This is a genomic window from Streptomyces sp. NBC_01716 (assembly GCF_036248275.1).
Lineage (GTDB): Bacteria > Actinomycetota > Actinomycetes > Streptomycetales > Streptomycetaceae > Streptomyces.
The window spans coordinates 5,207,378-5,232,587 of record NZ_CP109181.1; the positions used below are offsets into that span (position 1 = coordinate 5,207,378).

The window sequence follows — 25,210 nt, forward strand, 5'->3', positions numbered from 1 at the left end:
GCACCATGGAGGTATGAGCGGGATGGTAGGCGTCGCTGACGTCCAGGGCACGGTGGCCGCGGGCTTCGAACCCGTCAGGGACGCGTTCGTACGGAACTTCCAGGAACGCGGTGAGCGGGGCGCCGCCGTCGCCGTCTACCGGGACGGGCACAAGGTCGTCGACCTGTGGGCCGGCACACGCGACGTCGACGGCTCGGAGCCGTGGGCCGTCGACACTGCGCAGATCGTCCACTCCGCGACGAAGGGCGTCGCCGCCGCCGTACCGCTTCTGCTGCACCAGCGCGGGCGGATCGATCTGGACGCGCCGGTGGGCACGTACTGGCCCGAGTTCAAGGCGGCCGGGAAGGAACGGGTGCTCGTACGGCACCTGTTGTCGCACCGCGCGGGCGTGCCCGTGCTCGACCGGCCGCTGAGCGTCGCGGAGGCGCTCGACGGCGAGTCGGGAGCGCACGCTCTGGCCGCGCAGCGGCCCTTGTGGGAGCCGGGCACCGATCACGGCTACCACGCGCACACGTACGGCTGGTTGATCGCCGAGCTGGTCAAGCGCGTCACCGGCCGGTCCATCGGCCGCTGGATGGCCGACGAGATCGCCCGCCCGCTCGGCCTGGACTTCTGGATAGGGCTGCCCGCCGAGGAAGCGCACCGGGTGGGCCGGACAGGGAAGATCGAGGAGCCCGCCGGGGCCGGCGGGGGGCTGCGGTTGCGCGCGAAGCGTTCGGTCACGGAGGCGTACGACGACCCCGAATCGCTCACGCGGCGGGCGTTCGGCGCGATCGATCCGCCGCCGGACCTGAACAGCGCCGCCTACCGGGCCGCCGAACTGCCCGCGAGCGGCGGCATCTCCACCGCGCGTGCGCTGGCCCGCTGCTACGCGGCGATGATCGGCCGGGTGGACGGCCCCGGGCGCGGTTACCGGGGCGGGGAGCGGCTGTTCGCGCCGGCGACGCTGACCCTGGCCCGTACCGAGGAGTCGGCGGGCCCCGACCGGGTGCTGGTCGTCGGCACGCGCTTCGGACTCGGCTTCATGCTCCACGGCTCGGGCGCGCCGCTGCTGGGGCCGGGCTCTTTCGGACACCCGGGAAGCGGCGGTTCGCTCGGCTTCGCCGACCCCGAGTCGGGCATCGCCTTCGGCTATGTCACCAACGGCATGCGCAAGGGAGTCACGGCGGATCCCCGGGCACAGGCCCTGGTGCGAGCCGTCAGATCGGCCGCATGATCGGTGCATGGAGCGATTCGAGGACCACGCCGCGCTGATCACGGGAGCCGGGCGGGGCATCGGCGAGGCGATCGCGCGGCGGCTGGCGGCCGAGGGCGCGCGGGTGCTGATCACGGACGTGGACGGTGAACGGGCGGCGCGGGCGGCGGAGTTGATCGACGGCGCGGTGCCGTACGGGTGCGACGTGGGCGACCGCGCGTCGGTGGAGGCGGCCGTGGCGTACGCCGTCGAGCGCTTCGGCTCGCTGGACGTCCTGGTCAACAACGCGTACTCCTGCACCCCGGACGCGCCGCTCTTCGAGGACGAGCCGGACGAACACTGGGCCCGCGACCTCGACCTGACCCTCACCGGTGCCTTCCGCTGCGCGCGGGCGGCGCTGCCCCACCTGGCGGCGTCGGGCCGGGGCGCGATCGTGAACATCGGCTCGGTCAACGGCGAGCGGGACTTCGGCAACCACGCCTACAGCGCGGCGAAGGCGGGCCTCGCGAGCCTGACCCGCACCCTGGCGGGCCACGCGGCCCCACGCGGGGTCCGCGTCAACCTCGTCGCACCCGGCACGATCCACACGGAGGGCTGGGCGGGCCGCGAGGCGGGCCTGGAACGCGCGGCACCGCACTACCCGATGGGCCGGGTGGGCCTGCCTGACGACGTCGCGTCGGCGGTGGCGTTCCTGGCGTCGTCGGACGCGGCCTGGATCACGGGGGTGTCGCTGCCGGTGGACGGGGGGATTCTGTCGGCGAACGTGGGGCTGCGGAAGGCGTTCGCGGGGGAGCCGGTGTCGGGGGAGCGATGAGTTTCCGCGGGTGGCAGGGTCTCAACCGCGTATCTCCGGACCCCCAGGCAAGGACGGCCGCCCATGGTCACCACCCGCACACTCGACGTCCCCGGCGCGCACCTCTCCTACGAAGCACGTGACTCGGGCCCCGTACTGGTGCTCACGGGCGCGCCCATGAACGCCGCGCACTTCGCTCCGCTGGCCGACGCGCTCGCGGATGAGTACACCGTCGTCACGCACGACCCCCGGGGCATCTCCGGCAGCACGCTGGACGACCCCACGCAGGACTCCACCCCCGAGCTGCGCGCCGACGACATCGCCGCGATCCTGGACGACATCGGCGCCGATTCGGCCGATGTGTTCGGCAGCAGTGGCGGCGCGGTGACCGGCCTCGCCCTGGTCGCACGCCACCCGGCCCGGGTCCGGACACTCGTCGCGCACGAGCCGCCGGTGCTGGAGGTGCTGCCGGACGCGGCGGAGAGGCGAGCGGAGATGGACGACATCGTGGAGACGTTCCACCGGGAGGGTCTGGGCCCGGCGTTCGGGAAGTTCATGACCGTCTCCGGCATGGAGCCCGCCGCCGGCCCGCCCCCGGGCGAGCCCTCGGCCCAGGACCAGGCGGACGGAGCACGCTTCCTGGCCCACGAACTGCGCGGCACGGCCAACTACTTGCCCGACATCAAGGCGCTGACGGCCGCCCGGCCCCGCGTGCTGATCGCCATCGGCACAACGTCGGGCCCCCTGCTCACGCACCGCACCTCCACGGCACTTGCCGCACGGCTCGGCACCCACCCGGTCGAATTCCCGGGCGGCCACGGCGGGTTCATGGAGGCACCGGGGGAGTTCGCGGGGGTGCTGCGGAAGGTGCTGGGGGGCTGAGGCACGGGACGAGCCATCAGCGCCCTTGGTGTGGCTCGCGGCTCGCCTCGGCCAGCCTTTCGAACTACCGTTGCTCGACCGCCTCGGTCGTAGCGTGTCAATCGGAAGGGTCCATACGTGTCCGCGCTGAGTGCGTCTCGGATTGCCGACGTCGTCGATGCGGCAGGGGCGCGGGCCGTTGTCGGGTACGAGCCGCTGGGTGGGGGGACGTACAACACCCTCTATCGCGTCCGGCTGGACGACGGCAGGCGGGTGATTCTGAAGGTGGCGCCCGATGCCGGTACGCCGCGCCTGACGTACGAGGGCGAACTGCTCGTCAACGAGGGCGAGTTCTACCGGAAGGCCAGTGGCACCGGCGTGCCCGTGCCCGAGGTGGTGCGTCTTGGGGGCGGCTCGCTGGTGATGTCGGAGTGTCCGGGGGAGCCCTGGTCCGCCTTGGCGGACGAGCTCGGCGATGCGGAGTACGAGCGGTTGCGGCGGGAACTTGGGGCGTACGTCGGGCAGTTGCACACCGTCACCGGTACGCGCTTTGGGTATCCGTCCGGGGCCGTGGCCAACGCCGGGAGTTGGCGGGAGGCGTTCGTCGCGATGGTGGAGGCGGTCCTCGGCGACGCCGAGCGGTTCGGGGTCAAGTTGCCCGTGTCCGTGGAGCGCGTACGGACGGTCGTGCGGGGTGCCGCTCCCGCTCTGGACGAGGTCACCGTGCCCGTGCTCGTGCACTTCGATCTGTGGCAGGGCAACATCCTGCTGACCGGTGAGCCGGGGGAGCGGCGGATCGGTGGGGTCGTTGATGGGGAACGGATGTTCTGGGGCGATCCGTTGGCGGAGTTCGTGTCGCTCAATCTGTTCGGTGAGCCCGAGGACGATCCCGCGCTGCTGGCCGGGTACCGCGCGGGCGGTGGTGACACGGACTTCGACACGGCCGCGCGGCTGCGCATGGCGCTCTACCGCTGTTACCTCTACCTGATCATGCTCGTCGAGGCCGTGCCGCGCGGCTACCCGCCCGCGCAGGCCGCCGTGACCCGCAGGACCGCCGGGCCCGCGCTGATCCTGGCCCTTGGGCTGATCTCCCACACGGTGTAGGTCAGCCGCCCGGTGGGGGCATGCCTCCCTGGAGGCGTTCCAGGTCCGAGGCGCGGACCTGGATCACGAACAGGGCGATCACCGCCGAGACGCCCGCCAGAATCGCCGCCACGATGAAGGCGTTCGAGACGCCCGCCGTCAGGACCTCGTCGCTCCATGGCTTCGGCAGTGAATGCGTCTTCTGGAACGTCATCTTCTGGGCCGGGGTCGCGTGCTCCATGAAGTCGCGGGCCTGGGTCTTGCCCTCGTCCCTCGTGGCCGTGCCGAACACCGTCACCAGGATGGACAGCCCCAGCGAACCACCCACCTGCTGCATCGCGTTGAGGACGCCGGAGGCGGCGCCGGCCTCCTTCGGCTCGACTCCCGAGACCGCCATCAGGGTCAGCGACACGAACTGGAAGCCCATGCCGAGGCCGAAGACCAGCACCGGGCCCAGCAGACTGCCCGCGTACGTGCTGTGGACGTCCGTCTGGGCCAGCCACGCGAGGCCGGCGGTGGCCAGGATCGCGCCGGTCACCATGAACGGTTTCGGGCCCCAGCGCGGCAGCAGCTGTGAGGCCACCCCCGAACCGACCGCGATGACCGCGCTCACCGGGAGGAAGGCGAGGCCGGTCCGCAGCGGGCTGAAGTCAAGGACCTCCTGGGTGAAGAGCGTGAGGAAGAAGAACATGCCGAACAGCGCGGCGGACAGGCTCAGCATCATCCCGTAGACACCCGCGCGGTTGCGGTCACGGAACATCCACAGCGGCGTGATCGGCTGGCGCGAGCGGCGCTCGATGACGATGAAGAGGAACAGGAGCACCACCGCCGCGCCGAAGGACCCGAGCGTCAGGCTGTCGGTCCAGCCCTCCTCGGACGCCCGGATGAAGCCGTAGACCAGACCCACCATGCCGAGCGTCGCGGTGAGCGCGCCGACGATGTCGAAGTGCCCGGGGTGCCGTTCGGACTCCTTGATGAAGCGGGGGGTCAGAGCGATGAGCAGCAGCCCGATCGGCAGGTTGACGAAGAAGATCCACCGCCAGTCGAGCCACTCCACCAGGATGCCGCCGAGCAGCAGCCCGATCGCGCTGCCGCCCGCCGACACCGCGGCGAACACGCCGAACGCCCTGTTGCGGGCGGGCCCTTCGCGGAACGTGGTGGTGATCAGTGACAGCGCCGTCGGGGACGCGATGGCGCCGCCGACCCCCTGGAGGGCACGGGCGGCCAGCAGTTGCCAGGAGTCCTGCGCCAGACCGCAGAGCAGTGAGGCGAAGGCGAAGAGCCCGATGCCGAACATGAAGACGCGGCGCCGCCCCAGGATGTCGCCGAGGCGCCCGCCGAGCAGCAGCAGACCGCCGAAGGTGAGGGTGTACGCGTTGACCACCCACGACAGGTTCTGGGTCGAGAAGCCGAGCGCGCTCTGGATATGGGGGAGCGCGATGTTCACGATGGTGATGTCGAGAACCACCATCAGCTGGCAGGAGGCGATGATGGCCAGCGCGATGCCGTGGCCGCCCTCGGGGGTGGGGGGCTTCCCCGTGTTCGGCGGTGAGTTGGGCGGTGACTTGGGCGGTGAGTTCGGCGGGGTGGGCGGTGAATCAGTCATAGGTGGGGGTGGTGAACGGGGTGTGCGCGCCCTCCGACAGGGAGCGCCACCGTTCACCCGGATCTGACTCTAAGTGGGACGAACGGGACTCGCGACTCGGCGCCGGGCCCCCCGGCCTCAGGCGTGTTCCGACAGCACGTCGTCGGCGATCGAGAACGCCTTGTTGGCCGCGGGCACCCCGCAGTACACCGCCGACTGGAGCAGCACTTCCCGGATCTCCTCGCGGCTCAGCCCGTTCCGTACCGCCGCCCTGACATGCATCGCCAGCTCGTCGTGATGCCCGCCCGCGACCAGCGCCGTCAGGGTGACGCAGCTGCGGGTACGGCGGTCGAGCCCCGGCCGGGTCCAGATCTCGGCCCAGGCGTAGCGGGTGATGAAGTCCTGGAAGGGCGCGGTGAACGCGGTCGTACGGGCCACCGCCCGGTCCACGTGGTGGTCGCCGAGTACGGCGCGGCGTACGGCCATCCCGGCGCCGTGCCGCGTGGCGTCCCCGACGTTCACCGCGCTCGCCCCGGCCGGGGACGTCGCTTCGAGGTGGTTCAGCAGCGCGGCGAGCACCGGCGCGGGGCGTTCGGCGTTCGCCAGATGCGCGGCTCCCGCGATCTCCGTGAGGCTCGCGCCCGGGATGCCGTCGGCGATCGTACGGGCGTGCGACGGCGGGGCCGCCGGGTCGTCGCGGCCGGCGACGACGAGGGTCGGGACCGTCACGGCCGCCAGCTCGTCGCGCAGGTCGTGTTCGGCGACGGCCAGGCAGCAGGCCGCGTACGACTTGTCGTCCGCCGTCCGCAGATCGTCCACGAGCGCCGAGCCGGGCGGGGTGTCTTCGAAGCCGGGCGCGAACCAGACGCCCGGCCGGCTCGCCACCAGCGACTCCGTACCCCTGGCGAGGACGGTCGCCGCACGGTCCCGCCAGCTGTCGGGGGCGCCGAAGTACGCGGACGAGCAGAGCACGGCGAGGGAGACGAGGCGGTCGGGGTGGTGCACGGCCAGACGCAGGCCCACCGCGCCGCCCAGCGAGATCCCCGCGTACGCGAACCGCTCCCAGCCCTGTTCGTCGGCCAGCCGTACCACCTGTTCCGCAAGGGCGGCGACGGAGACGGCGGGCGCCGACGCGGGGACGGAGCCGCCGTGGCCCGGCAGGTCCCAGCGCAGGACGCGGTGGTCGCGGGCGAGAGCCGCCAGTTGGGGTTCCCATACGCGCATGGACGTGCCGAGGGACGGTCCGAGGATCAGCGGCGCCCCGTCGGCCGGGCCGTCGAGCCGGGAGTGGGGAAGGCGGAGCTCCGCCGTCGGGTCGGTCATCGGGGGTCCTCCGAGTCGTCCGTCGAAGCGTCGTCGGTGAGCGCGGCCTCCGCCAACGCGCGCCCCGCGGCGGCGTGTTCGGCGAGCGCGCGGTCCACGAGCGCGGGGGCGGAGCCCGTGTAGCCCGCCGGGTCGGTGAGGGCGTGCAGCCGCGCGTCGCCTATCAGCTCGGCGACCCCCGGGTCGGTCTCCGTCAGCGCCTGTGCGAGCGGGATGCCGGCACGCTCCGCGAGGCGGCCGGCCGCGCCCACCACTTCCTTCGCACGGGTCCGGCCGACGGCCGGGATCAGGGCCGTCACGAGCCGTTCGCTCACCAGCAGTCCATGGGTGAGCCCGAGGTTGTCCCGCATCCGGTCGGGGAACACCCGCAGGCCGTGGGCGAGTTCGGCGGCGTCGTGGGCGGCTCCGCCGGTCAGCCGCAGCAGCTCGCGCAGCGGCTGCCACTCGGCGTGCCAGGGTCCCGCGGGGCGTTCGTCCTCGGCGACGAGAGCCCCGAGCAGTATGGAGGCGAGAGCGGGTGCCTGCCGCGCGGCGGCGGCGATCAGGGTGGCCCGCACCGGATTGCGCTTGTGCGGCATCGCGGACGAACCGCCGCCGCGCGCCTCGGCGACCTCGCCGGTCTCGGTCCGGGACAGCACGAGCACATCGGCGGCCACCTTCCCGAGCGCCCCCGCCGCGAAGGCGAGCGCCGCGCCGAGATCGGCGACGGGGGTACGCAGGGTGTGCCACGGCAGCGTCGGTTCGGCGAGGGGGAGCTGATCGGCGTACGCGGCGAGGAGCCGTACTCCGGTGTCGCTCCGGGACGCGCCCCGGGGCGCCTCCGCCGCCTGGACCTCTTCCGGGCTCCCGTCCTCGGGCGCGGGGCCGGTCCCCGGCCCCGGTTCGGGCTCCAGCCCCGGCTCGGGCTCGAACCCCCGCTCGGGCTCGAACCCCGGCTCGAACCCCGGCTCGGAACTCGGGTCGGCCCCGGCCGGATACTCCGGCAACGGCTCGGGAGGGCTGTCCACCGTGGAGTCGAGCGCACCGGTCAGGTCGTAGACGGGCTCGCAGGACGCGGCGGTGGAGGTCCTCTCCGGCCGGCCGTCCACCGCGTCGTCGACCTGGGCGAAAGCCGCCAACGTCCCTGCCGCGCCGCCCAGTTGGACCGGCAGCCGGACGGCGGCCAGCCTGGTACGGGCATCGCGTACGGACGAGAGCCAGCCCGCGGCCTTCAGCCCGAACGTCGTCGGAACCGCGTGCTGCGTGAGGGTGCGACCCGCCATCGGGGTGGTGCGGTGGGCCGTGGCCAGAACGGCGAGCGCGTCCGCCGTACGGTCCAGGTCCGCCAGGATCAGCGGCCCCGTACGCGTGGCGACCAGCATCATCGCCGTGTCCACGATGTCCTGGCTGGTCGCGCCCCGGTGGACGTACTGCGCCGCGTCACTGCCGCCGCCCGCCCTCGCGTCCTCCTCGTCCGCCGCCGCCGTCAGATCCGCCACCAGGGGAATCACCGGATTGCCCCCGGCGCGCGCCCGCAGCGCCACGTCCCGTACGTCGAACCGCCCCGCCGTCCCGGCCGCCGCCGTGATCACCTCGGCCGCCGCCATCGGGGTGAGCCCGACCGCCGCCTGCGCGCGGGCCAGCGCCGCCTCGGCGTCCAGCATCGCGCGCAGGAAGGCGGCGTCGCCGGTCGCCGCCTCGGCGGCGGATCCCGCCCGGCCGGGCGAGAGCAGCCCGGCGTCGGAGGCGGGACCCGCGTCGGAGGCGTGATCCGGGTGGTTCGGGTCGTCTGAGTGGTCCGGATCGTCCGGTCGGTGGTCAGCGGAAGTCAAGGAAAACCGTCTCCTCGTCGCCCTGGAGCCTGATGTCGAAGCGGTACGCGCCGGGCGTGGGCCCGGCCTTCGCCATCAGGGTCCCCCGCCGGTCCGCGTCCAGCGAGGCGAGCAGCGGATCGGCGGGACGCGCCCCGGCCGAACCCGCCTCCGCGTCCTGCGGCACATACAGGCGGGTATAGAGGTGCCGGGTCAGCCCCCGCGCGAAGACGCACACACTGAGGTACGGGGCGTGCCCCGGCCGCGCGCCCGGCCGCAGCGTCCGCGCCGCCCACCGCCCGTCGGCGTCCGTCGCGACCCGCCCCCAGCCCGTGAACGTGACACCGTCCCGGCCCGCGTGACCGCCGGTCACCTGGTCCCGCCGCATCGATCCCGGCAGCCGCACCGGTTCACCCGCCGGGTCCGGCTGCCACAGCTCCAGCAGGGCGTCCGGCACCGGCGCGCCCGCGCCGTCGTACACGCGCCCGTGCACGGAGATCGCGTCCGGGTGGCCGACGGGCGCCATGTCGCCGCCGCCGGGGAAGGGCAGCGCGTAGCCGTAGAAGGGGCCGACCGTGTGAGACGGCGTGGCGCCGCCGGCCAGGCCGGTGCCGTGAGCGGAGTCGTACGCACTCATCGCTGTCCTTCCTCGGTCCAGGTGGCGGACGGGCCGTCCAGCACGATGTCCCAGCGATAGCCGAGCGCCCACTTGGACCGCGAGAGCCCGTGGTCGTACGTCCCCACCAGCCGCTGACGCGCGGCCTCGTCCGGGACGGAGCGGAGGATCGGGTCGTGGGCGAGCAGCGGGTCGCCCGGGAAGTACATCTGCGTCACGAGGCGCTGGGTGAAGGCCGTACCGAAGAGCGAGAAGTGCAGATGCGCCGGGCGCCACGCGTTGTGGTGGTTGCCCCACGGATACGCGCCGGGCTTGATCGTCGTGAAGCGGTAGCCGCCGTCGTCGTCCGTCAGCGTCCGGCCCACCCCGGTGAAGTGCGGGTCCAGCGGCGCCGGATGGCGGTCGCGCTGGTGCGCGTACCGCCCGGCCGCGTTCGCCTGCCACAGCTCGACCAGCTGGCCCCGCACGGGACGGCCCGAGCGGTCCAGCAGCCGGCCGGAGACCGTGATGCGCTCGCCGAGAGGCTCCCCGACGTGCTGGGCCGTCAGGTCCGCGTCGAGATCGGTGACGTCGCTGTGTCCGAACACCGGGCCGTACAGCTCGACGGCTTCGGGGTCACCCGCCACGACCACCGGTGGCCGCTTCGGATGGCGCAACAGCGTGCTGCGGTACGGCGGGTAGTCGCGCGGCGGATGGTGCGCGGGGGGTGCGCCGGCCGCGGGCATCGAGGGGGACCTGCGCGTGGCGGGTCGCCACGCCCGTATCCGCACCGTGTGAAGGCCGCCTCCCGCCTCCCGCCTCCCGTCACCTGCTCGACCGCTCGCCCGCTCGGAAGCCCGCGCCGCCCACCTCCACCCGGCCGTACGGGGTCGTACGGGGCTATATGGGGCTTACGCCGACGCCGACGCCGCGCGTTCGGCGACCGGCCGCCGCCGCAGCGACGGGTCGGCCAGCACGGGCGCCGTCCAGGCGCCGTCCGGGTGGTAGACGTTCGTCCCCGGCGTCACGATCTCGTCGATCCGGTCGAGCGTCGCGTCGTCCAGGGTGAGCGAGGCGCCCGCCAGCAGACCGTCCAACTGCTCCATCGTGCGCGGGCCGATGATGACCGACGTCACGGCCGGATGCGCGACGGCGAAGGCGACCGCCAGCTCGGGCAGCGTGCAGCCGATGCTCTCGGCCAGCGCGGCCAGCTGCTCGACGATCTCCAGCTTGGCGATGGTCACCGGGGACGCGGGATCGAACCGGGCCGGGGTGAGCGCGGCGCGGCCCACGGTCAGGTCGATGGCGCCGCCCTTGCGGTACTTGCCCGTGAGGAAGCCGGAGGCGAGCGGACTCCACGTCAGCACGCCCATCCCGTACCGCTGACAGACCGGCAGCACCGACGTCTCGACGCCACGCGCCAGGATCGAGTACGGCGGCTGCTCCGTACGGAACCGGTGGAGCGCGCGGCGCTCGGCCACGACATGCGACTCGACGATCTCCTCGGCGGGGAACGTCGAGCAGCCGAAGGCGCGGATCTTGCCCTGTGTCACCAGATCGGTCAGCGCGGAGAGCGTCTCCTCGATGTCCGTCGTGTGGTCGGGCCGGTGGATCTGGTAGAGGTCGATCCACTCGGTGTCCAGCCGCTTCAGGCTCTCCTCCACCTCCCTGACGATCCAGCGGCGCGAGTTGCCGCCCTGGTTGCGGCCCTCGCCCATCGGGAAGTGCACCTTGGTCGCGAGTACGACGTCGTCCCGGCGGCCCTTGAGCGCCTTGCCGACGATTTCCTCGGACTCACCGGTGGAGTACATGTCCGCCGTGTCGAGGAAGTTGACGCCCCGGTCGACGGCCGAGTGGATGATGCGTACGCAGTCGTCGTGATCGCGGTTGCCGACGGACCCGAACATCATCGTGCCGAGGCAGTGGACGCTCACCTCGATACCGGTGCCGCCGAGCGTGCGGTAACGCATGTGCTGCTCCCTCGCTGGTCAGGCCCCCATCGGGGCATACGCGGGCACTCTAGGACTTGGAGTGCGGTCGAAGGCAAGCACCACGGCCCCCGGCGCGGGCCGGCTTGGCGCGGCGCGGGCGGGCGGCTTGGTCCGCCTGGCTCGGCCTTGGGCGTCCGCCCGGCCGGGGGCCGATACTTTGGTCACCCCCGCGGATCCCTTCGGCCGATGCCGGCCCCGGCCGCCTCTGCCTAGCCTCGGCGCATGAAGGCAATCCTGGGGTTCATCAGTTTCGTACTGGTCGCGTCGGGCGTCACCGGACTGCTCCACCAGTGGGTCGACTGGATGCCGACGATCTTCGGCTTCTCCCGCTTCATCGTTCCCGACGGACACGAGGTGCTGGGCTATGTCGTCATGACGCTGCTCGGGGGCGCGGTGGGTTTTCTCTCCGACGCCGTCAAGAAGCACGTGGCCGCCTGAGCATGGATCTGGACAAGGGACCCGGACCTGCCGAGTCCGCCGAGGCCACCACCGTCCTGTCCCAACCGGCCTGGCTCGTCCCGGCGTTCGGCGCGGCCGGGGCACTCGCCGGCTGGCTGCTCAAACTCCTCGCCAACTGGCTGGTGACCCTGCGCTGGGCCCCGATGAAGGGCCCGGCGGAGCTGCTGAACGCAGTCCCCGAGCCCTGGCTCACCGTCCTCGGACTGACGGTGGGCGCGGTGCTCGGGGTGCTGGTGGGGTTCATCGCGCTGCACGAGTCGCTGACCGTACGGGTGTCGGACACCCAGGTGACGCTCACGATCCGCGGCGAGTCCCGCGAGCTGCGCCGCGCCGACGTCGGTGTCGTCCATCCGGACGGCAAGTTCCTCGTACTGCTCGGCCGTCACACCGAGGAGACGGCCCGTGAGCCCTGCGATCTGGACCGCGCGGAGCTGGCCGCCGCCTTCACCGCCCACGGCTGGAACTGGGCCGCCGATGACCCCCACCGGGCCGGCTTCCATCTCTGGGTCCCGGACACGCCGGGCCTTCCGGTGGGCGCGAACGCCCTGTTGAGCGCCCGCGCGCACGCGATGGGGAAGACGGGGACGGCGGAGGACGTACGGGCGCTGCGGGACGAGTTGAACGGCCTGGGCCTGGCGGTCCGCGACGAGAAGAAACGCCAGTACTGGCGGCTGCCCGCGGCGCCCCCGCCCGGGGCTTGACGGGCGTGACCGACCCGACCGACCCGACCGACCCGACCGACCCGACCGACCCGACCGACCCGACCGACCCGACCGGCCCGACCGGCCCGACCGGCCCGACCGGCCTGACCGGCTGCCTCCGCCGAACGACCTCTCTCCAGTGGTTGGCTTTGAGCTGCTTCGACCGAAATGCAGTGATTGCATGTGGCGATGCCCCAGGAGAGCCACGAGAGCCGAGAGCGTCCAGAGAGGCAGGCCGCCCCATGACCACCGACCCACCCAGCCGCATCACCACCCCCTTCGACGCCGAGTCCACCGCCGCCGAGGTCGTCGCCGGTATCGACCTCGCCGGGCGCCGCGCCGTCGTGACCGGCGCGTCCTCCGGCATCGGCATCGAGACCGCCCGCGCCCTCGCCGGCGCGGGCGCCGAGGTCACCCTGGCCGTACGTGACGTCGACGCCGGCGAGCGCACCGCCCAGGACATCACCGGCACCACCGGCAGCAGGCGCCTGTCCGTCGCCCGGCTCGACCTCGCAGACCAGCGGTCCGTCGCGGAGTTCGTCGCCGGGTGGGAGGGGCCGCTGCACATCCTGATCAACAACGCGGGTGTGATGTACACGCCGGGGCTGCGGTCGCCGGAGGGCTGGGAGCTCCAGTTCGCCACGAACCACCTCGGCCACTTCGCGCTCGCCACCGGCCTGCACCCGGCACTCGCCGAGGCGGACCGGGCCCGGGTCGTCGCGCTCACCTCGGTCGGGCATCTGCGGCAGGGGATCAGGTTCGACGACATCAACTTCCGTAACGGCCCCTTCGACACCGTGCTCGCGTACGGCCAGTCCAAGACGGCCACCGCGCTCTTCGCGGTCGAGGCGAACCGCCGCTGGGCCGCCCAGAGCATCACCGTCAACGCGGTCCACCCCGGCGCGGTCCTGACGAACCTGTCGCGCTACATGAGACAGGAGGACCTCGACAAGGCAGCTGCCCAGTACACCGTCAAGACACCCCAACAGGGCGCGGCCACCTCCGTGCTGGTGGCGACCTGGCCGGGCCTCGAAGGCATCGGCGGCCGGTACTTCGAGAACTGCAACGAGGCGCGCCCCTACCGCGAGGGCGAACCGGGCGGCGTGGCCCCGCACGCCCTCGACCCGGCGGCGGCCGAACGCCTGTGGCAGGTGTCGCTCGACATGCTGTCCTCCGCGACTCGGCCCTGACACCCACCCACCCGCCTCAGCCGCCCGCCTCCTCCAGCAGCCGCACGGTCTCCGCATACGGCCCGGTCCGCGCCCACTCCAGCGGCGAGCGCCCACTGCCGCCGTCCTCACACAGGCGCGGATCGGCGCCGTACGCGAGCAGTTCGCGTACGGCGCCGACGTGCCCCCAGCACGCCGCCCCGCACAGCGGCGTGCCCCGCTCGGTCCACCCGATCCTCAACTCGTCCGCAGCATCAAGCCGATGCCGACCACCATCAGCCCCGCCGCCGCGATGCGTGGTGTGCCGAAGCGTTCCTTGAAGAACACCGCCCCTATCGCCGCCCCCACGATGATCGATGTCAACTCTTGCTGAAGCCGTAATTAATTGCCTGGTCAGGGCCTTATACGCAGGCGGCAGGTCAGAAGGGAAGCTCTGGCCTGCTCGTGCGTCGTGGCCCACGGGGCTGTTCCACGAGTATGGATGTTGTCGCGACACTGTGCGCGATGGTCGCATGGCAGGTCGGCGGATCTGAGGAGTTGGTGGGGGCATGCCGTCTGGTGCTGAACTGAACGCGGAAGAAGGCTTCACCTCGGCCGTCACTACGCGGGTGGCGGTAGAGGCATGCCGACAAGCGGGGCTCGATGGTGACGGGGCCCGTCTGATCCGCCTGGGTGAGAACGCTCTGTTCCGTCTGGAGGCGCATCCGGTGGTGATCCGGATCGCCCGGTCGACCGAGTATCTGGAGTCCGCCCAAGGTGAGGTCGCCGTCTCTCGCTGGCTGGCCGGTGAGGGCTTCCCGGCGACGCGGGCTCTGGATGATTTGGAGCAGCCCGTGATCAACGGTGGTCACCCGGTGACGTTCTGGCACTTGATCGAGGAGAGCGACCGTAAGCCGACGTACGGCGAGCTGGGGGCGATCCTCCGCGATCTCCACTCGCTCAGCCTGCCCGCTTCCCTGAGTCTCCCTCCGTACCCGGTGCTGGACCGGACGGACCGACGTATCAACGCGGCGACCGGGATACCGGAGGACGACCGCGCGTTCCTGCGTAAGCGCGCGCGTGAACTCCGTGGCCGGGTCGGGGAGTTGCGCTTCGAGTCGCGGAAGGGGCCCGTACACGGGGACGCTCACGTACAGAACCTGATGGTGGACCGTACTGACCGGGTGATCCTGATCGACCTGGAGAGGTTCGGTTACGACCATCCTGAGTGGGACCTGATGGTCACGGCCACGGAGCATCACAGCTTGGGTTGGCAGACTCCGCAGGAGTACGGGGCGTTCGTCGGTGCGTACGGTCGGGATCTCCGCTCGTGGGCGGGGTTCTCCACCTTGCGGTCGTTGCAGGAGTTCAACACTCGTCGTCCAGGCATCGCATCGCGGTTTGCACGTCGCCGTTGAACTGCTGGACGGCAGGGTTGTGTGCGTGGACCGACACCTCACGCTGGAAGTCACTGACGTAGCGTTGAAAGCGCGCGGACTGAAGGGCGTCGCCTGCTTCGACGGCTAAGCCGGCGGTCGTCACGGCGGCCTCAAGGTCGCCATTGAGTAGCTGGCTCTGAGCGAGAACCATGCGACAAAAGCCTAGAGTACGGGCGTACTTGGGATCGGTTAGCTCAACGGCGCGCTCTGCGAGCCGGACAGCATCGGGCCCCTGGCCGAGATCCCGGAAGCAGTGAGCGTTTTCCAACCTCAGGTTGACGCGTGGTGAAGACGAGGACGGCCTTCACCATGTCGGTGATCCGGACAGGTGTCGAGGTCCGCATCCGCGAGACCGACCTGACCGATCCGACCTGCGGACTGCGCGCCGGACTGGTCGACGTCGCTCTGACCCGTGGGCCGTTCGACGAGACAGGTCTGACAGTGCACGAGCTGCGCGTCGACCCAGTCGGCGCGGTGCTGCGCGCCGATGATCCACTGGCCCGCCGCGACCGCCTGAAGGTGGCCGACCTGGCAGACAGGCGCTGGTTCCGGTTCCCGGACGGCACGGATCCGATCTGGCATTCGTACTGGAACGGCGGGGAGCCGCGCGAGGGTCCGGTGGTACGCGCTGTCCAGGAGTGCCTGCAGGCCGTGCTCTGGAACGGAACAGTCGGCATTGCCCCGTTCGGGCAGGACCTGCCCAGGGAGCTGGCTGTGGTGCCGCTGATCGACATTGCGCCGAGCCGCGTGGTTGCGGCGTGGAACGAGGATGACCCGAATCCGCTGGTCCGGTCGTTCGCTCAGATCGCCACAGTCGCTTACCGGGCTGAGCGTTCCGCGGCCGGCGAAGGCATGGCGTGTCCGCGTGCGTACCGTGAGTGGGGGCGACAGCGCTCGGCGGGTACATCAACACCGACTCGTCGTCCTGCACCGTAAACCAAACATCCAGGGCCTAGGCCGGCGCTCTAAAAGGACGAGTCAGGCGCCCAGGCAGGGTCGTCCCAGGGGGCTGGGGGCCTGGAGGTACGCAATTGCCTCCACAGCGGCACGGCGCTCGTTCCCGGTGGGGGCATCGAGACCTGGGGGGCGGGCTGGCCGTTGGTGATGATGTTCTGCTCGAATCCGGCCGGGGTGAGCATGTTGTAGACACGGCCGACTTCGGATTCGACGCGGAAGCCGTGGCGGACCTTGGGCGGCAGGTAGATGTAGCTGCCGGGTCCGGCCGGGATCTCCTCGTCTCCGACGGTGAACACGAAATCACCTTCGAGGATGAAGAACGCCTCTTCCTCCTTGTCGTGGACGTGCGGTGGGGCGACGAGTCCTTGCGGACACAGTTCCTCGAACGTGCAGGACCGGCCGTCGGTCTGGCTGCCGTCGGCGAGCACTCTCCAGTACGTGCCGACGTTCCAGTAGGCCGGGGACTGGTCCGGCGCCCAGACATAGGGGCGGGCGGTGCCGGCGCTGTGGGGGAAGCTGGCCATAACGGTCCCTTCGGTCTTTAGTGCGTGGGGGAATGGATGACGGAGTCGACGGTGATGGTCAGCAGGAGCCGGGTCTGGCCCGGGCCGCCGTACGAGGCGTAGGGGTGGCCTGTGTACTTCTGGGCGAGGTGTTCGATGCTCGCGGCGGCGCCGTCGGTCGTGGCGCTGGTGACGCGTCCCCGTACGGAGAAGTAGCGGGAGGTGTCATCCGGGTCGGCGATGCTGACGGCCACACGGGGGTCGCGTTGAACGTTTTTGGTTTTGCGGTAGCCCTCGACGGTGTTGATGAGAATGTGTTCACCATCGGTGTCGACCCAGGTCTGGGTGAGCTGAGGCGAGCCGTCCGGCATGGTGGTGGCGATGAAGCAGGGGCTGGGCCGGTCCAGCAGTTTGAGGAGTTCGCCGGGCAGGGGTGTCATGAGGTATCGCCCTTCCTGGGGGGAAGCTGTCGGTGTGAGGTGCCGATGCCGGCGGTGCACTCAGCGCAAGGAACGGAAGGTGGTCCGGACTTCGTCAACGAAGAGTGCCGGTTGTTCCAGGGCCGCGAAGTGCCCGCCCACCTCAAGCTCGTTGAAGTGGACGACGTTGCTGTAGCGGCGTTCCACCCAGCGCTGGGACTTCCGGACGTGCTCCTCCGGGAACATGCTGAATCCGGTAGGCAGTGCGATCGGTGCGGCGGCGTTCGGCGCGGAGGGCCGTGCCGACCGTGCCATTTCCCAGTAGGTCCGCGCAGAGGACGTCCCGGTGTTGGGAAGCCAATAGAGCATGATGTCGTCGAGCAGCTCGTCCAGGGTGAAAGATGCTTCCGCGTCCCCCGGCGTGCCGCAGGTGTCCTGGAACATCGCGTAGATCCAGGCAGCCAGGCCGATGGGGGACTCCGCGAGGGAGTAGCCAATGGTCTGAGGGCGGGTTGCCTGCTCCTTGGCGTAGCCCGAGAGGTTCTCCCAGAAGTAGGCGGCGCTGTCGAGCATTGCCTGCTCATGCTCGGTGGCGTCCCGGATCTCGTCGGGCGTTGGCGGGAACATGGCGAAGTTGAGGTGCAGCCCGACGCATCCGTCGGGGGCCTTGCGGCCGATCTCGTCGGTGACCGCGCATCCGAGGTCGCCGCCCTGGGCGCCCCATCGCCGGTAGCCGAGCCGGTCCATCAGCGTGATCCAGGCATCGGCGACCCGGGGGAATCCCCAGCCGGGTTCCGTAGGCCGGTCGGAGAACCCGAATCCCGGCAGCGACGGCACCACGAGATGGAAGGCGTCCCGCGGGTCACCGCCGTGGGCCGCGGGATCGGTCAGTGGGCCGATGACCTTGTGGAAATCGAGGACGGAGCTGGGCCATCCGTGGGTCATGACCAGCGGGAGGGCGTCCGGCTCAGGCGAGCGCACATGGAGGAAGTGAATGCCCAGACCATCGATGATGGTGCGGGACTGGCCGAAGCCGTTGAGGGTCTTCTCGCACCGCCGCCAGTCGTAGGTGTTGAGCCAGTAGTCGTGCAGCGCGCGGAGCTTCGCCAGCTGGGGTCCCTGGCTGGTGTCCAGAACGGTCTCTGGATCGGGCCACCGGGTGCGGGAGAGCCGCTCACGCAGGTCGGTCAGCTGTTCCTCCGGCACAGACAGGGTGAAGGGTTCGATGAGTTCGGACATGGGGCGTGCTCCTTACCGGGCAATGCCGCGCCGACTGCGACGCGGGTGGATTCAAGGGGGGCGGAATCCGGTGATTCAGAGGGTGTCGGGCTGACGGGTCCGTTCATCGGTGACAATCTCGGGCACCGCGTCCAGGACCTCCTGGAGCCAGGCGATCTCGGCGCGCAGCCTGTGCGCACTGTGACTGACCGCTAGTGCCTCGCTCACCGTCAGGTAGCCGCCGTCGATGGCGTTGGCGTTCAGCGCCTCGGTGTCGAAGAGCATGGAGGCGAGTTCATCCAGCCGGGATGCGATCACCGTGTGGAGCTCGTCCAGCTTCTCCGGGTCCAGGCGGGTGAGGGCCAGGTCGAACGGGTCCGGCTTCATCCAGATGTGGCGCAGACTCTCGGACTGGAGTTCCTTGAGACGCAGCCGCCCTTCACCGGTGATGCCGTACACCTGACGCTCGGGCAGATTGCCCTCCTTCTCGGTCCTGACCTCTTCGAGCAAGCCCTCAGCCAGCAGGCGCTTGATCGCCTGGTACAGGCTGCCCACGGACACGTCCGTCCACAGGTGCAGATGTTCCCGCTCGGCCTGGAGGCGCACCCTATGCCCGTGCATCTCGCCGTTCCTCGCGAACGTGTCGAGGATGAACAACCTGATCGATGACATACGACTACTCTTGCATGAGTACTCGTTCATAGGCAACCGGTCGATGTGCTGAACATCGGCTCCGGGAGCGACCGCGTCGAGGTCACGAACGGGATTCATCGCCGAGCTCACCGCCGTGACTGAACAGTGAGCGATTCCCAGCATCCCGATGCTGACCGCAAGCTGGACGCCCCTGCGCAACGACAAAGCCCCTGGTAGACGGGTTCTCGACCAAGATCACCCGTGCCTGCCAGGAGCTTCGCATGCTTGTCTACTCATCCTCGATCGATCTGTCCAGCCGAACCCTGCGGTTCCTTACCGGTCAACTGGCCGCGCGGCGGGCGAAGATCGGTACACGGTGGCGACGTCTGGCCGTCGGCCGCCAGGCTCTGCTCGCCCTCGCGCACCTGCGGTGCGGTGGTACCTACGCCCAGCTCGCTGCCGGATTCGACATCGGGATCGCCACGGTCTACCGCTATATACGCGAAGCTGTCGAGGCCCTGGCCGCCCTCGCGCCTTCACTCGCCGAGGCGATGCGGACGATCCGCGAGAAGGCGTTCGTGATCCTGGACGGCACTCTGCTGCCGATCGACCGGATCGCTGCGGACTCCCCGTACTACTCCGGGAAACACAAGCGCCACGGCATGAACATCCAGGTCCTCGCCGATCCGTTCGGACGCCTGCTCTGGGCCTCGCCCGCCCTGCCTGGATCGACCCAACCGGATCACCGACATGGTGAAGGCCGTCCTCGTCCTTCACCACGCGTCAACGTGAGGTTGGAAAACGCTCAGTTTTCGACAGTTCGCGGGGGCGTCCCGCTCAGACGACGTGGAGCGTGCGCGGGCTGTCTGCTGTGATGCGGTAGGCGAGTTGGGTGCGGTCGACGCCCGTGCGGAGTTCTTAGAGGATCAGCGGGTGTTGGCTGCCGTGCGTGGTGCGGGTGGTGTGGATGATCGGGGTGACGTCGGGGGTGTGGAGGGCGGTGCGTTCGTCCGGCAGGGGCATGCGGGCGCTGACGGGTTCGTGCCAGGTGAGTGTGTGGCTGGCCTTGGTGAGAAGGGCGTAGTTCTGTTCCGATTCGCTGTCGGGGGCTTAGGCGAGTTGCTTCGCCTGGTCCGCGGTCGCGAGGGGCTGCCGCCCCCGCCGTAGCCAAGTCGTCTCCAATGGGGCGGCCAACGCCTCCGCCGGCCTCGACCACCCACTCACCGGCCCCGCTGTCTGTTCATTCCGGTCCCGGCCCCCGTTCCTGCCTCAACTCGTCCGCAGCATCAAACTGATGCCGACCACCATCAGCCCCGCCGCCGCGATGCGTGGTGTGCCGAAGCGTTCCTTGAAGAACACCGCCCCTATCGCCGCCCCCACGATGATCGACGATTCCCGCAGCGCCGCGATCGGGGCGAGTGGTGCGCGGGTCTGGGCCCACAGCACGAGGGCGTACGCCCCGACCGACAGCACCGCTCCGAGCAGGCCGAGTCGTGCGTGTGGGCGTAGCAGGGCGAGGAGGGTGCCGCCGTGGGTGTGCAGGGTGTAGAGCGGGATCAGGGAGCCCTGGAGGATCATCAGCCAGCCGATGTAGCCGAGAGGGGTGCCCGATTCGCGTACGCCCACCCCGTCCACGACGGTGTACGCGGCGATCGACACCCCCGTCGCCAGCGCGGCCAGCAGCGCGGGCCACTGCGGCTTCGTCTCCGTGCTCCGCATGCCCCACAGGGCCACGCCGACGAGCCCCGCCGACGCCACGGCCACGCCCGTCGCCTGCCAGCGGTCCAGCGACTCGCCCACGAAGACCGCCGCCAGGACGGTCACCAGGAGCGGGGCCGTGCCGCGCGCGATCGGATACATCTGGCCGAAGTCGCCGAGGCTGAACGACCGCATCAGCAGCGCCTGGTAGCCGACGTGCAGCACGGCGGACGCGATCAGATACGGCCACGCGCCGGCGGCCGGGACGGGCGCGAAGCACACGAAGACCGCGCCGAGCAGGGCGCCGCCGCCGGAGATCAGGGTGAAGGCGACCAACTGGTCCTTGATGGTGTGTGCGATGGCGTTCCAGGTGGCGTGCGTGACGGCCGCCAGGAGAACGGCGGCTGCGACGGCCGGCGTCACGCCATGCGCTCGCGGACGTCCACGAGGGTGCCGCCCGCGTACGAGACCACGCTCTTGGGATCCATCGGGAACACCGTGTGCGGGGTGCCGGCCGCCGCCCACACCACGTCGTGGTCCAGAAGTCCCCGGTCGGCCAGCACGCGCGTCCTGGTGCGGTGGCCGAAGGGCGGTACGCCTCCGATCGCGTAGCCGGTGGTCTCCCGTACGAGATCGGCCCGCGCCCGTGTGACCTTCCCGGCGCCCAACTCCTCCCGTACACGCTCCACATCGACGCGCGAGGCGCCGTCCATCAGTACCAGGACCGGCACGCCGTCGGCCTCGAAGATCAGCGACTTGACGATCTCGCTGAGCCCGCAGCCGATGGCCGCGGCGGCCTCGGCCGCCGTACGGGTGGCGTCGGGGAAGGTGCGGACCTCGCCGACGAGGTCGTCGATGCCCAGTTCGCGCAGGGCCTGGACGAAACGGGGATGGGCCGGGGTGTCAGGCGTGCCGCCGGGGTCGGTCATGACGGGCACGCTAGCGCCACGGGCCCGGCGGGTGCCAACACGTTTGGATCGCGGACCGGTCCTGTCCGCCAGGGGTGTCAGGGTGTCCACCGGGAGTTGAGCCACCCTCTCGCCGAGGTCGCCTGCGACGAACCCTCGATGAACGGAGCGAACCGATGAGCCGCCACATCCAGATCACCTTCGACGCCCACGACCCCCGTGCCCTGTCGGCTTTCTGGCGCGAGGTCATGGGCTACATCCACCCCGCCCCGCCCGGGATCGATCTGCCCGAGGGCGCCGACCCGCTGGCCGCGTGGGACGACTTCCTCGCACGGGTCGGTGTACCGGAGGAGGAGCGCAACACGAGGTCGGCCCTGGAGGACCCGGACGGGCAGGGCCCGCGCCTGTTCTTCCAGCAGGTGCCCGAGGACAAGGTCGCCAAGAACCGCGTCCACCTCGACGTCCGGGCGGCCCCCGGGCTGGAGGGGGACGAGCGGATGGCGGCGCTGGAGGCCGAGTGCGAGCGGCTCGTGGCGCTGGGAGCGACGCGGCTGCGCCGCGACGAGCCCGCGCCCCCGATGAGCACCGGCTACATCGTGATGGGGGACCCGGAGGGCAACGAGTTCTGCCTGGACTGAGGCGGAGGGCGCGGCACGCGGAGCGCGGCACGCGCGGTGCGGCACGCGCCGTACGGCCCGGTCCGGGCGGGCCCGGTCCGTAGGATGCGGGCCATGCCGGACCATTCGCCCCGCCCCGAGCCGTTCACCGCGCGGACCTCCGCCGCCGCCCTGGAGGACCTCCGCGCGCGACTGCGCGCGACGCGCTGGCCGGACGCGCCCGAGGACGCCGGCTGGTCGCTCGGGACCGACCTCGACTACCTCCGTGAGCTTGTCGCCTACTGGGCGGACGGTTTCGACTGGCCCGCGCAGGAGGCGGCCCTCGCCCGCTTCCCCCGCTACCGGGTCCAACTCGGCGGCCTCGGCGTCCACTTCGCGCATGTGCGGGCCGACGAGACGGCCGGGCCCGTGCTGCCGCTGGTCCTCAGCCACGGCTGGCCGGACTCGTTCTGGCGGTACGCGAAGGTCATCCCGCTCCTGACGGATCCCGGCGCGCACGGCGCCGACCCCGCCGACGCGTTCGACGTGGTCGTGCCCGACATGCCGGGCTACGGGTACTCCGACCGTCCCGCCGGACCGCCCCTGGACTCCATCGCCGTCGCCGGTCTGTGGGCCGAACTCATGGGGGTCCTCGGCTACGACCGGTTCGGCGCGGCGGGCGGTGACATCGGCAGCCATGTGAGCCGCTATCTCGCGCTCGACCATCCCGAGCGGATCGTGGCCGTGCACCGTTCGGACGCGGGGGTGCCCATCTTCGGCGGCGACCCGGCGGACCTCGCCCCCGAGGAGCGCGCCTGGCTCGACAGCGCCGCGGCCTGGGGCGTGAAGGAGGGCGCGTACGCCGCCGTGCACCGTACGAAACCGCAGACCGCCGCCTTCGGGCTCACCGACTCACCGGCCGGGCTCGCCGCGTGGATCGTGGAGAAGATGCGGGCGTGGAGCGACTGCGACGGCCATGTCGAGCGGAGCTTCACCAAGGACGAGATCCTCACGAACGTCACGCTCTACTGGCTCACGGGGACGATCGGCTCCTCGATGCGCATGTACGGCGCGAACGCCGCGATCCCGCCCGCGCAGCTCGCCCGCCGGGTCGAGGTGCCGTCCGGCTTCTCGCTCTTCCCCGGCGACATCGTCCGCCCGCCGCGCGCGTGGCTCGAACGCACGGCGAACGTCGTGCGGGTGACCGAGCCTCCGCGCGGCGGTCACTTCGCGGCGTTCGAGGAGCCGGAGCTGTACGCGGAGGAGCTGCGCGCGTTCTTCCGGCCGTACCGCGCACCGGCGTTGGGCTGAGCCCCGGGGCCGGACCTGCCCCGCGCGCGGTCCCGCCGGGCAGCCCGCCCGCTCACCCCGCCGCGAGTACGGCGGCGACCACCGGCCCCGCCGCGTCACCGCCGTGTCCGCCCGACTCCACGCTCGCGGCGACGGCCAGGTCGTCCTGGAAGCCGGTGAACCAGCTGTTCGACGTCGCCTGCCCGTCCACCTCGGCGGACCCCGTCTTCGCGCCCTTGTCACCGCCGAGCCCGGCCATCGCCGCCTTGCCGGTGCCCCACGAGGCGGTCTCCCGCATCATGTCGCGCAGCTGCTGCCCCACCGAGCCGGGCAACTGCCGCTCGGCGACGGCCAGTTCGCGGTCGTCGAGATCGCGCGGGACGATGATCGGCTGGCGGAAGGTGCCGTCCTTCGTGGTGGCCGTGACGGACGCGATGTTCAGCACGTTCATCTGGACCGTGCCCTGGCCGATGTACTGCGCCGCGGCCCCGCCCCCGTCCGACTCCGGCACGCTGCCGTCGGCCGACGCGATACCGGTCTGCCAGTTCAGCCCGAGACCGAAGACCTCCCGCGCCTCCGCGGGCAGCGCGTGGTCGTCCTTCGTGTCGTCGATCAGCTTGATGAAGGCGGTGTTGCAGGACCGGGCGAAGCTCTGGGTGAAAGTGCCGCCCTGGATATCGAAGTTGTCCAGGTTGTGGAATGAAGTGCCCTGGTAGAGCACGGTCTTCGGGCACTCGGCCGGCCGGTCCGCGCCGACCAGGCCCTTCTCCAGCAGCATCGCCGCCGTCACGATCTTCATCGTCGAGCCCGGCGCCTGCTTGCCGAGCATCGCCGCGTTGAAGCCGTCCTTACGGTTGTTGGCGACGGCGACTATCTCGCCGGTGCTCGGCCTCACGGCCGCGACGGACGCCTCGTCGAACTTCTTCACGGCCTGCTCGGCCGCCGCCTGCACCTTCGCGTCGAGCGTCGTCGTCAGCTCGCCGCTCTTGCCCTTGGAGAGCGTCAGCAGGGTCTTGCGCGGAGCGCTGTCCCCGCCGCTCGCGCCGCCGCCCGCGCTCTCGCCGTCGGTCTGGATCCAGGTCTCGACACCGGACTCGCCGCCCGCCTTCTCGCCGTACTTGTCCCGCAACTGGTCGAGCACCGGCGCCAGCGACGGGTACTTCCCGGCCGTCAGCTCGGTCCCGTCGCGGTCGACCGCCTTGATCGGCGGCGTCGGCGCCTCGCCGGTCATCAGGCTGCTGTTCTTCGTCAGCTTCGGATGAATGACGGTCGGCGCCCAGTCGACCAGCGGCTTCCCGGTGGTCACCCCACGCACGACGGTCAGCTCGGAGGCGTACGACAGGGGCTTGCTCAGCCCCTTGTACTTCACGGTCGCCTCGACGGTGAAGGGCACCTTCGCGCCCGTCGCCTTCCCCGGAGTGATCACGGCGTCGGTGATGTGCGCCTGCTCGCTGTAGCCGGCGACCGCGTCCTTCGCGGCGGCGGCGTTGTTCGTGTACGCGGCCGCGAGCTCCGGGTCCTTGCCGTCGGCCCACGCGGCGAGGAACTCCTCGGCGGTCTTCTTGATCTCCTCCGCGCTCGGCGGCCCGGTCTTCACCTCGGCCGACGTGGACCGGGTGTCGGTGTTCCCCCCGTCGACCCCGCTGATGACGTTGTACGCCCCGTACCCGATGCCACCGGCGACGACGACGAACACGCCGCCGACGATCGCGACCTTCGTACCACTGCGCATGAGCGCGGTCCCCTCCCCCAGGAGCGCCCCCGCCAGGTTTGAACGTGTTCAAGGGGCAATTGTTTCGCACTCTACGGGACGCCCGTGAACGTGGAGGAGCCCGTTATCGGACCGCGATGAGGGCCCGCCGGCAGGCGGCCGAGCCGTACGGATCCCGTACGGATCCCGTACGGGATCCCGCGCGGACCCGTTGGCGCGACCCTCTGCACGACCGTTGACACGGCGGATTCCGCGAACATAGCGTAAGGACTAGTCGTCTAGACCTAATTGAGCCCACTGGGCTCCGACTCGGA

Annotated in this window: 24 protein-coding genes and 3 pseudogenes; 12 read left to right on the forward strand and 15 right to left on the reverse strand. The window is 71.0% G+C overall.

The genetic code is table 11. The features are described 5' to 3' along the window. Positions 1 to 13: 13 nt before the first annotated feature. The 4 genes from OIE74_RS22970 (at position 14) to OIE74_RS22985 (ending at position 3,953) form a co-directional block, all read left to right on the forward strand. A complete protein-coding gene (locus OIE74_RS22970) occupies positions 14 to 1,216 on the forward strand; it encodes a serine hydrolase domain-containing protein (protein WP_329386611.1) in 1,203 nt (400 codons plus the stop codon). A 7-nt stretch (positions 1,217 to 1,223) separates the two neighbouring features. Further along, positions 1,224 to 2,009 (forward strand): SDR family NAD(P)-dependent oxidoreductase, encoded by a 786-nt coding sequence (locus OIE74_RS22975; protein ID WP_329386613.1) that lies wholly within the window; start codon positions 1,224 to 1,226, stop codon positions 2,007 to 2,009. Positions 2,010 to 2,072: 63 nt separating this feature from the next. Next, positions 2,073 to 2,870: an alpha/beta fold hydrolase gene (locus OIE74_RS22980; protein ID WP_329386615.1), complete on the forward strand. Its 798-nt coding sequence runs from the start codon at positions 2,073 to 2,075 to the stop codon at positions 2,868 to 2,870. Between the two features lie 117 nt (positions 2,871 to 2,987). After that, the gene (locus OIE74_RS22985; protein ID WP_329386617.1) at positions 2,988 to 3,953 is read left to right on the forward strand and encodes a phosphotransferase family protein; all 966 of its coding nucleotides are present in this window, start codon (positions 2,988 to 2,990) and stop codon (positions 3,951 to 3,953) included. A 1-nt stretch (position 3,954) separates the two neighbouring features. Here OIE74_RS22985 and OIE74_RS22990 read toward each other — a convergent pair whose 3' ends face one another. The 6 genes from OIE74_RS22990 to OIE74_RS23015 form a co-directional block, all read right to left on the reverse strand. After that, entirely contained in the window at positions 3,955 to 5,538 is a 1,584-nt protein-coding gene (locus OIE74_RS22990; RefSeq protein ID WP_329386619.1) for an MFS transporter, read from the reverse strand. 117 nt (positions 5,539 to 5,655) lie between these two features. Then, complete coding sequence (pcaDC, locus tag OIE74_RS22995) at positions 5,656 to 6,840, reverse strand: bifunctional 3-oxoadipate enol-lactonase/4-carboxymuconolactone decarboxylase PcaDC (protein ID WP_329386621.1); 1,185 nt, start codon at positions 6,838 to 6,840, stop codon at positions 5,656 to 5,658. Then, the gene (locus tag OIE74_RS23000; RefSeq protein ID WP_443076377.1) at positions 6,837 to 8,483 is read right to left on the reverse strand and encodes a lyase family protein; all 1,647 of its coding nucleotides are present in this window, start codon (positions 8,481 to 8,483) and stop codon (positions 6,837 to 6,839) included. Before OIE74_RS23000 ends, pcaDC begins: the two co-directional genes overlap by 4 nt. Positions 8,484 to 8,637: 154 nt before the next feature. After that, the gene (gene pcaG / locus OIE74_RS23005; protein WP_329386623.1) at positions 8,638 to 9,267 is read right to left on the reverse strand and encodes a protocatechuate 3,4-dioxygenase subunit alpha; all 630 of its coding nucleotides are present in this window, start codon (positions 9,265 to 9,267) and stop codon (positions 8,638 to 8,640) included. After that, positions 9,264 to 9,971: a protocatechuate 3,4-dioxygenase subunit beta gene (pcaH, locus tag OIE74_RS23010; RefSeq protein WP_329386625.1), complete on the reverse strand. Its 708-nt coding sequence runs from the start codon at positions 9,969 to 9,971 to the stop codon at positions 9,264 to 9,266. The genes pcaG and pcaH overlap by 4 nt, the downstream gene beginning before the upstream one ends. Before the next feature lie 165 nt (positions 9,972 to 10,136). Continuing rightward, positions 10,137 to 11,195: an aldo/keto reductase gene (locus OIE74_RS23015; RefSeq protein ID WP_329386627.1), complete on the reverse strand. Its 1,059-nt coding sequence runs from the start codon at positions 11,193 to 11,195 to the stop codon at positions 10,137 to 10,139. A 243-nt stretch (positions 11,196 to 11,438) separates the two neighbouring features. On the opposite strand from OIE74_RS23015, the gene OIE74_RS23020 reads away from it, so the two are divergent. The 3 genes from OIE74_RS23020 to OIE74_RS23030 all read left to right on the forward strand — a co-directional run bounded on the left by OIE74_RS23020 (position 11,439) and on the right by OIE74_RS23030 (position 13,566). Next, positions 11,439 to 11,654 (forward strand): hypothetical protein, encoded by a 216-nt coding sequence (locus OIE74_RS23020; RefSeq protein ID WP_329386629.1) that lies wholly within the window; start codon positions 11,439 to 11,441, stop codon positions 11,652 to 11,654. 2 nt (positions 11,655 to 11,656) lie between these two features. Beyond that, positions 11,657 to 12,376, forward strand: a complete 720-nt coding sequence (locus tag OIE74_RS23025) for a YqeB family protein (protein ID WP_329386631.1) — start codon at positions 11,657 to 11,659, stop codon at positions 12,374 to 12,376. Between the two features lie 242 nt (positions 12,377 to 12,618). Beyond that, positions 12,619 to 13,566, forward strand: a complete 948-nt coding sequence (locus OIE74_RS23030; protein WP_329386633.1) for an SDR family NAD(P)-dependent oxidoreductase — start codon at positions 12,619 to 12,621, stop codon at positions 13,564 to 13,566. Between the two features lie 16 nt (positions 13,567 to 13,582). Here OIE74_RS23030 and OIE74_RS23035 read toward each other — a convergent pair whose 3' ends face one another. Then, the gene (locus tag OIE74_RS23035; protein WP_443076198.1) at positions 13,583 to 13,786 is read right to left on the reverse strand and encodes a hypothetical protein; all 204 of its coding nucleotides are present in this window, start codon (positions 13,784 to 13,786) and stop codon (positions 13,583 to 13,585) included. After that, a pseudogene (locus tag OIE74_RS23040) lies at positions 13,783 to 13,905 on the reverse strand (EamA family transporter); the annotation flags it as partial. The pseudogene OIE74_RS23040 and the gene OIE74_RS23035, both read right to left, overlap by 4 nt. A 188-nt stretch (positions 13,906 to 14,093) precedes the next feature. Here OIE74_RS23040 and OIE74_RS23045 point away from each other — a divergent pair. After that, positions 14,094 to 14,942, forward strand: a complete 849-nt coding sequence (locus OIE74_RS23045) for an aminoglycoside phosphotransferase family protein (RefSeq protein ID WP_329386635.1) — start codon at positions 14,094 to 14,096, stop codon at positions 14,940 to 14,942. 351 nt (positions 14,943 to 15,293) lie between these two features. Continuing rightward, a pseudogene (locus OIE74_RS23055) lies at positions 15,294 to 15,788 on the forward strand (LysR substrate-binding domain-containing protein); the annotation flags it as partial. Between the two features lie 140 nt (positions 15,789 to 15,928). On the opposite strand, the gene OIE74_RS23060 reads toward OIE74_RS23055, so the two are convergent. The 4 genes from OIE74_RS23060 to OIE74_RS23075 all read right to left on the reverse strand — a co-directional run bounded on the left by OIE74_RS23060 (position 15,929) and on the right by OIE74_RS23075 (position 18,732). Then, entirely contained in the window at positions 15,929 to 16,444 is a 516-nt protein-coding gene (locus OIE74_RS23060; protein ID WP_329386637.1) for a cupin domain-containing protein, read from the reverse strand. A 17-nt stretch (positions 16,445 to 16,461) separates the two neighbouring features. Then, entirely contained in the window at positions 16,462 to 16,863 is a 402-nt protein-coding gene (locus OIE74_RS23065) for a PPOX class F420-dependent oxidoreductase (RefSeq protein ID WP_329386639.1), read from the reverse strand. A gap of 60 nt (positions 16,864 to 16,923) precedes the next feature. Further along, positions 16,924 to 18,081, reverse strand: a complete 1,158-nt coding sequence (locus tag OIE74_RS23070; RefSeq protein ID WP_329386641.1) for an epoxide hydrolase family protein — start codon at positions 18,079 to 18,081, stop codon at positions 16,924 to 16,926. Between the two features lie 75 nt (positions 18,082 to 18,156). Beyond that, positions 18,157 to 18,732 carry a PadR family transcriptional regulator gene (locus OIE74_RS23075; protein ID WP_329386643.1) on the reverse strand — a complete coding sequence of 192 codons (576 nt, stop codon included), beginning with the start codon at positions 18,730 to 18,732 and terminating at the stop codon, positions 18,157 to 18,159. 242 nt (positions 18,733 to 18,974) lie between these two features. Here OIE74_RS23075 and OIE74_RS23080 point away from each other — a divergent pair. Next, positions 18,975 to 19,424, forward strand: a pseudogene (locus OIE74_RS23080) (transposase family protein); the annotation flags it as partial. 538 nt (positions 19,425 to 19,962) lie between these two features. Here OIE74_RS23080 and OIE74_RS23085 read toward each other — a convergent pair. Continuing rightward, complete coding sequence (locus OIE74_RS23085; RefSeq protein WP_329386645.1) at positions 19,963 to 20,814, reverse strand: DMT family transporter; 852 nt, start codon at positions 20,812 to 20,814, stop codon at positions 19,963 to 19,965. Then, entirely contained in the window at positions 20,811 to 21,320 is a 510-nt protein-coding gene (locus tag OIE74_RS23090) for a YbaK/EbsC family protein (protein WP_329386646.1), read from the reverse strand. Before OIE74_RS23090 ends, OIE74_RS23085 begins: the two co-directional genes overlap by 4 nt. Before the next feature lie 155 nt (positions 21,321 to 21,475). Here OIE74_RS23090 and OIE74_RS23095 point away from each other — a divergent pair, with 155 nt between their 5' ends. Both OIE74_RS23095 and OIE74_RS23100 read left to right on the forward strand, forming a co-directional pair. Continuing rightward, complete coding sequence (locus tag OIE74_RS23095) at positions 21,476 to 21,937, forward strand: VOC family protein (RefSeq protein WP_329386648.1); 462 nt, start codon at positions 21,476 to 21,478, stop codon at positions 21,935 to 21,937. Between the two features lie 93 nt (positions 21,938 to 22,030). After that, positions 22,031 to 23,206 carry an epoxide hydrolase family protein gene (locus OIE74_RS23100; RefSeq protein WP_329386650.1) on the forward strand — a complete coding sequence of 392 codons (1,176 nt, stop codon included), beginning with the start codon at positions 22,031 to 22,033 and terminating at the stop codon, positions 23,204 to 23,206. 52 nt (positions 23,207 to 23,258) lie between these two features. On the opposite strand, the gene OIE74_RS23105 is transcribed toward OIE74_RS23100, so the two are convergent. Next, positions 23,259 to 24,917: a penicillin-binding transpeptidase domain-containing protein gene (locus tag OIE74_RS23105; protein WP_329386652.1), complete on the reverse strand. Its 1,659-nt coding sequence runs from the start codon at positions 24,915 to 24,917 to the stop codon at positions 23,259 to 23,261. Positions 24,918 to 25,210: the final 293 nt, after the last annotated feature.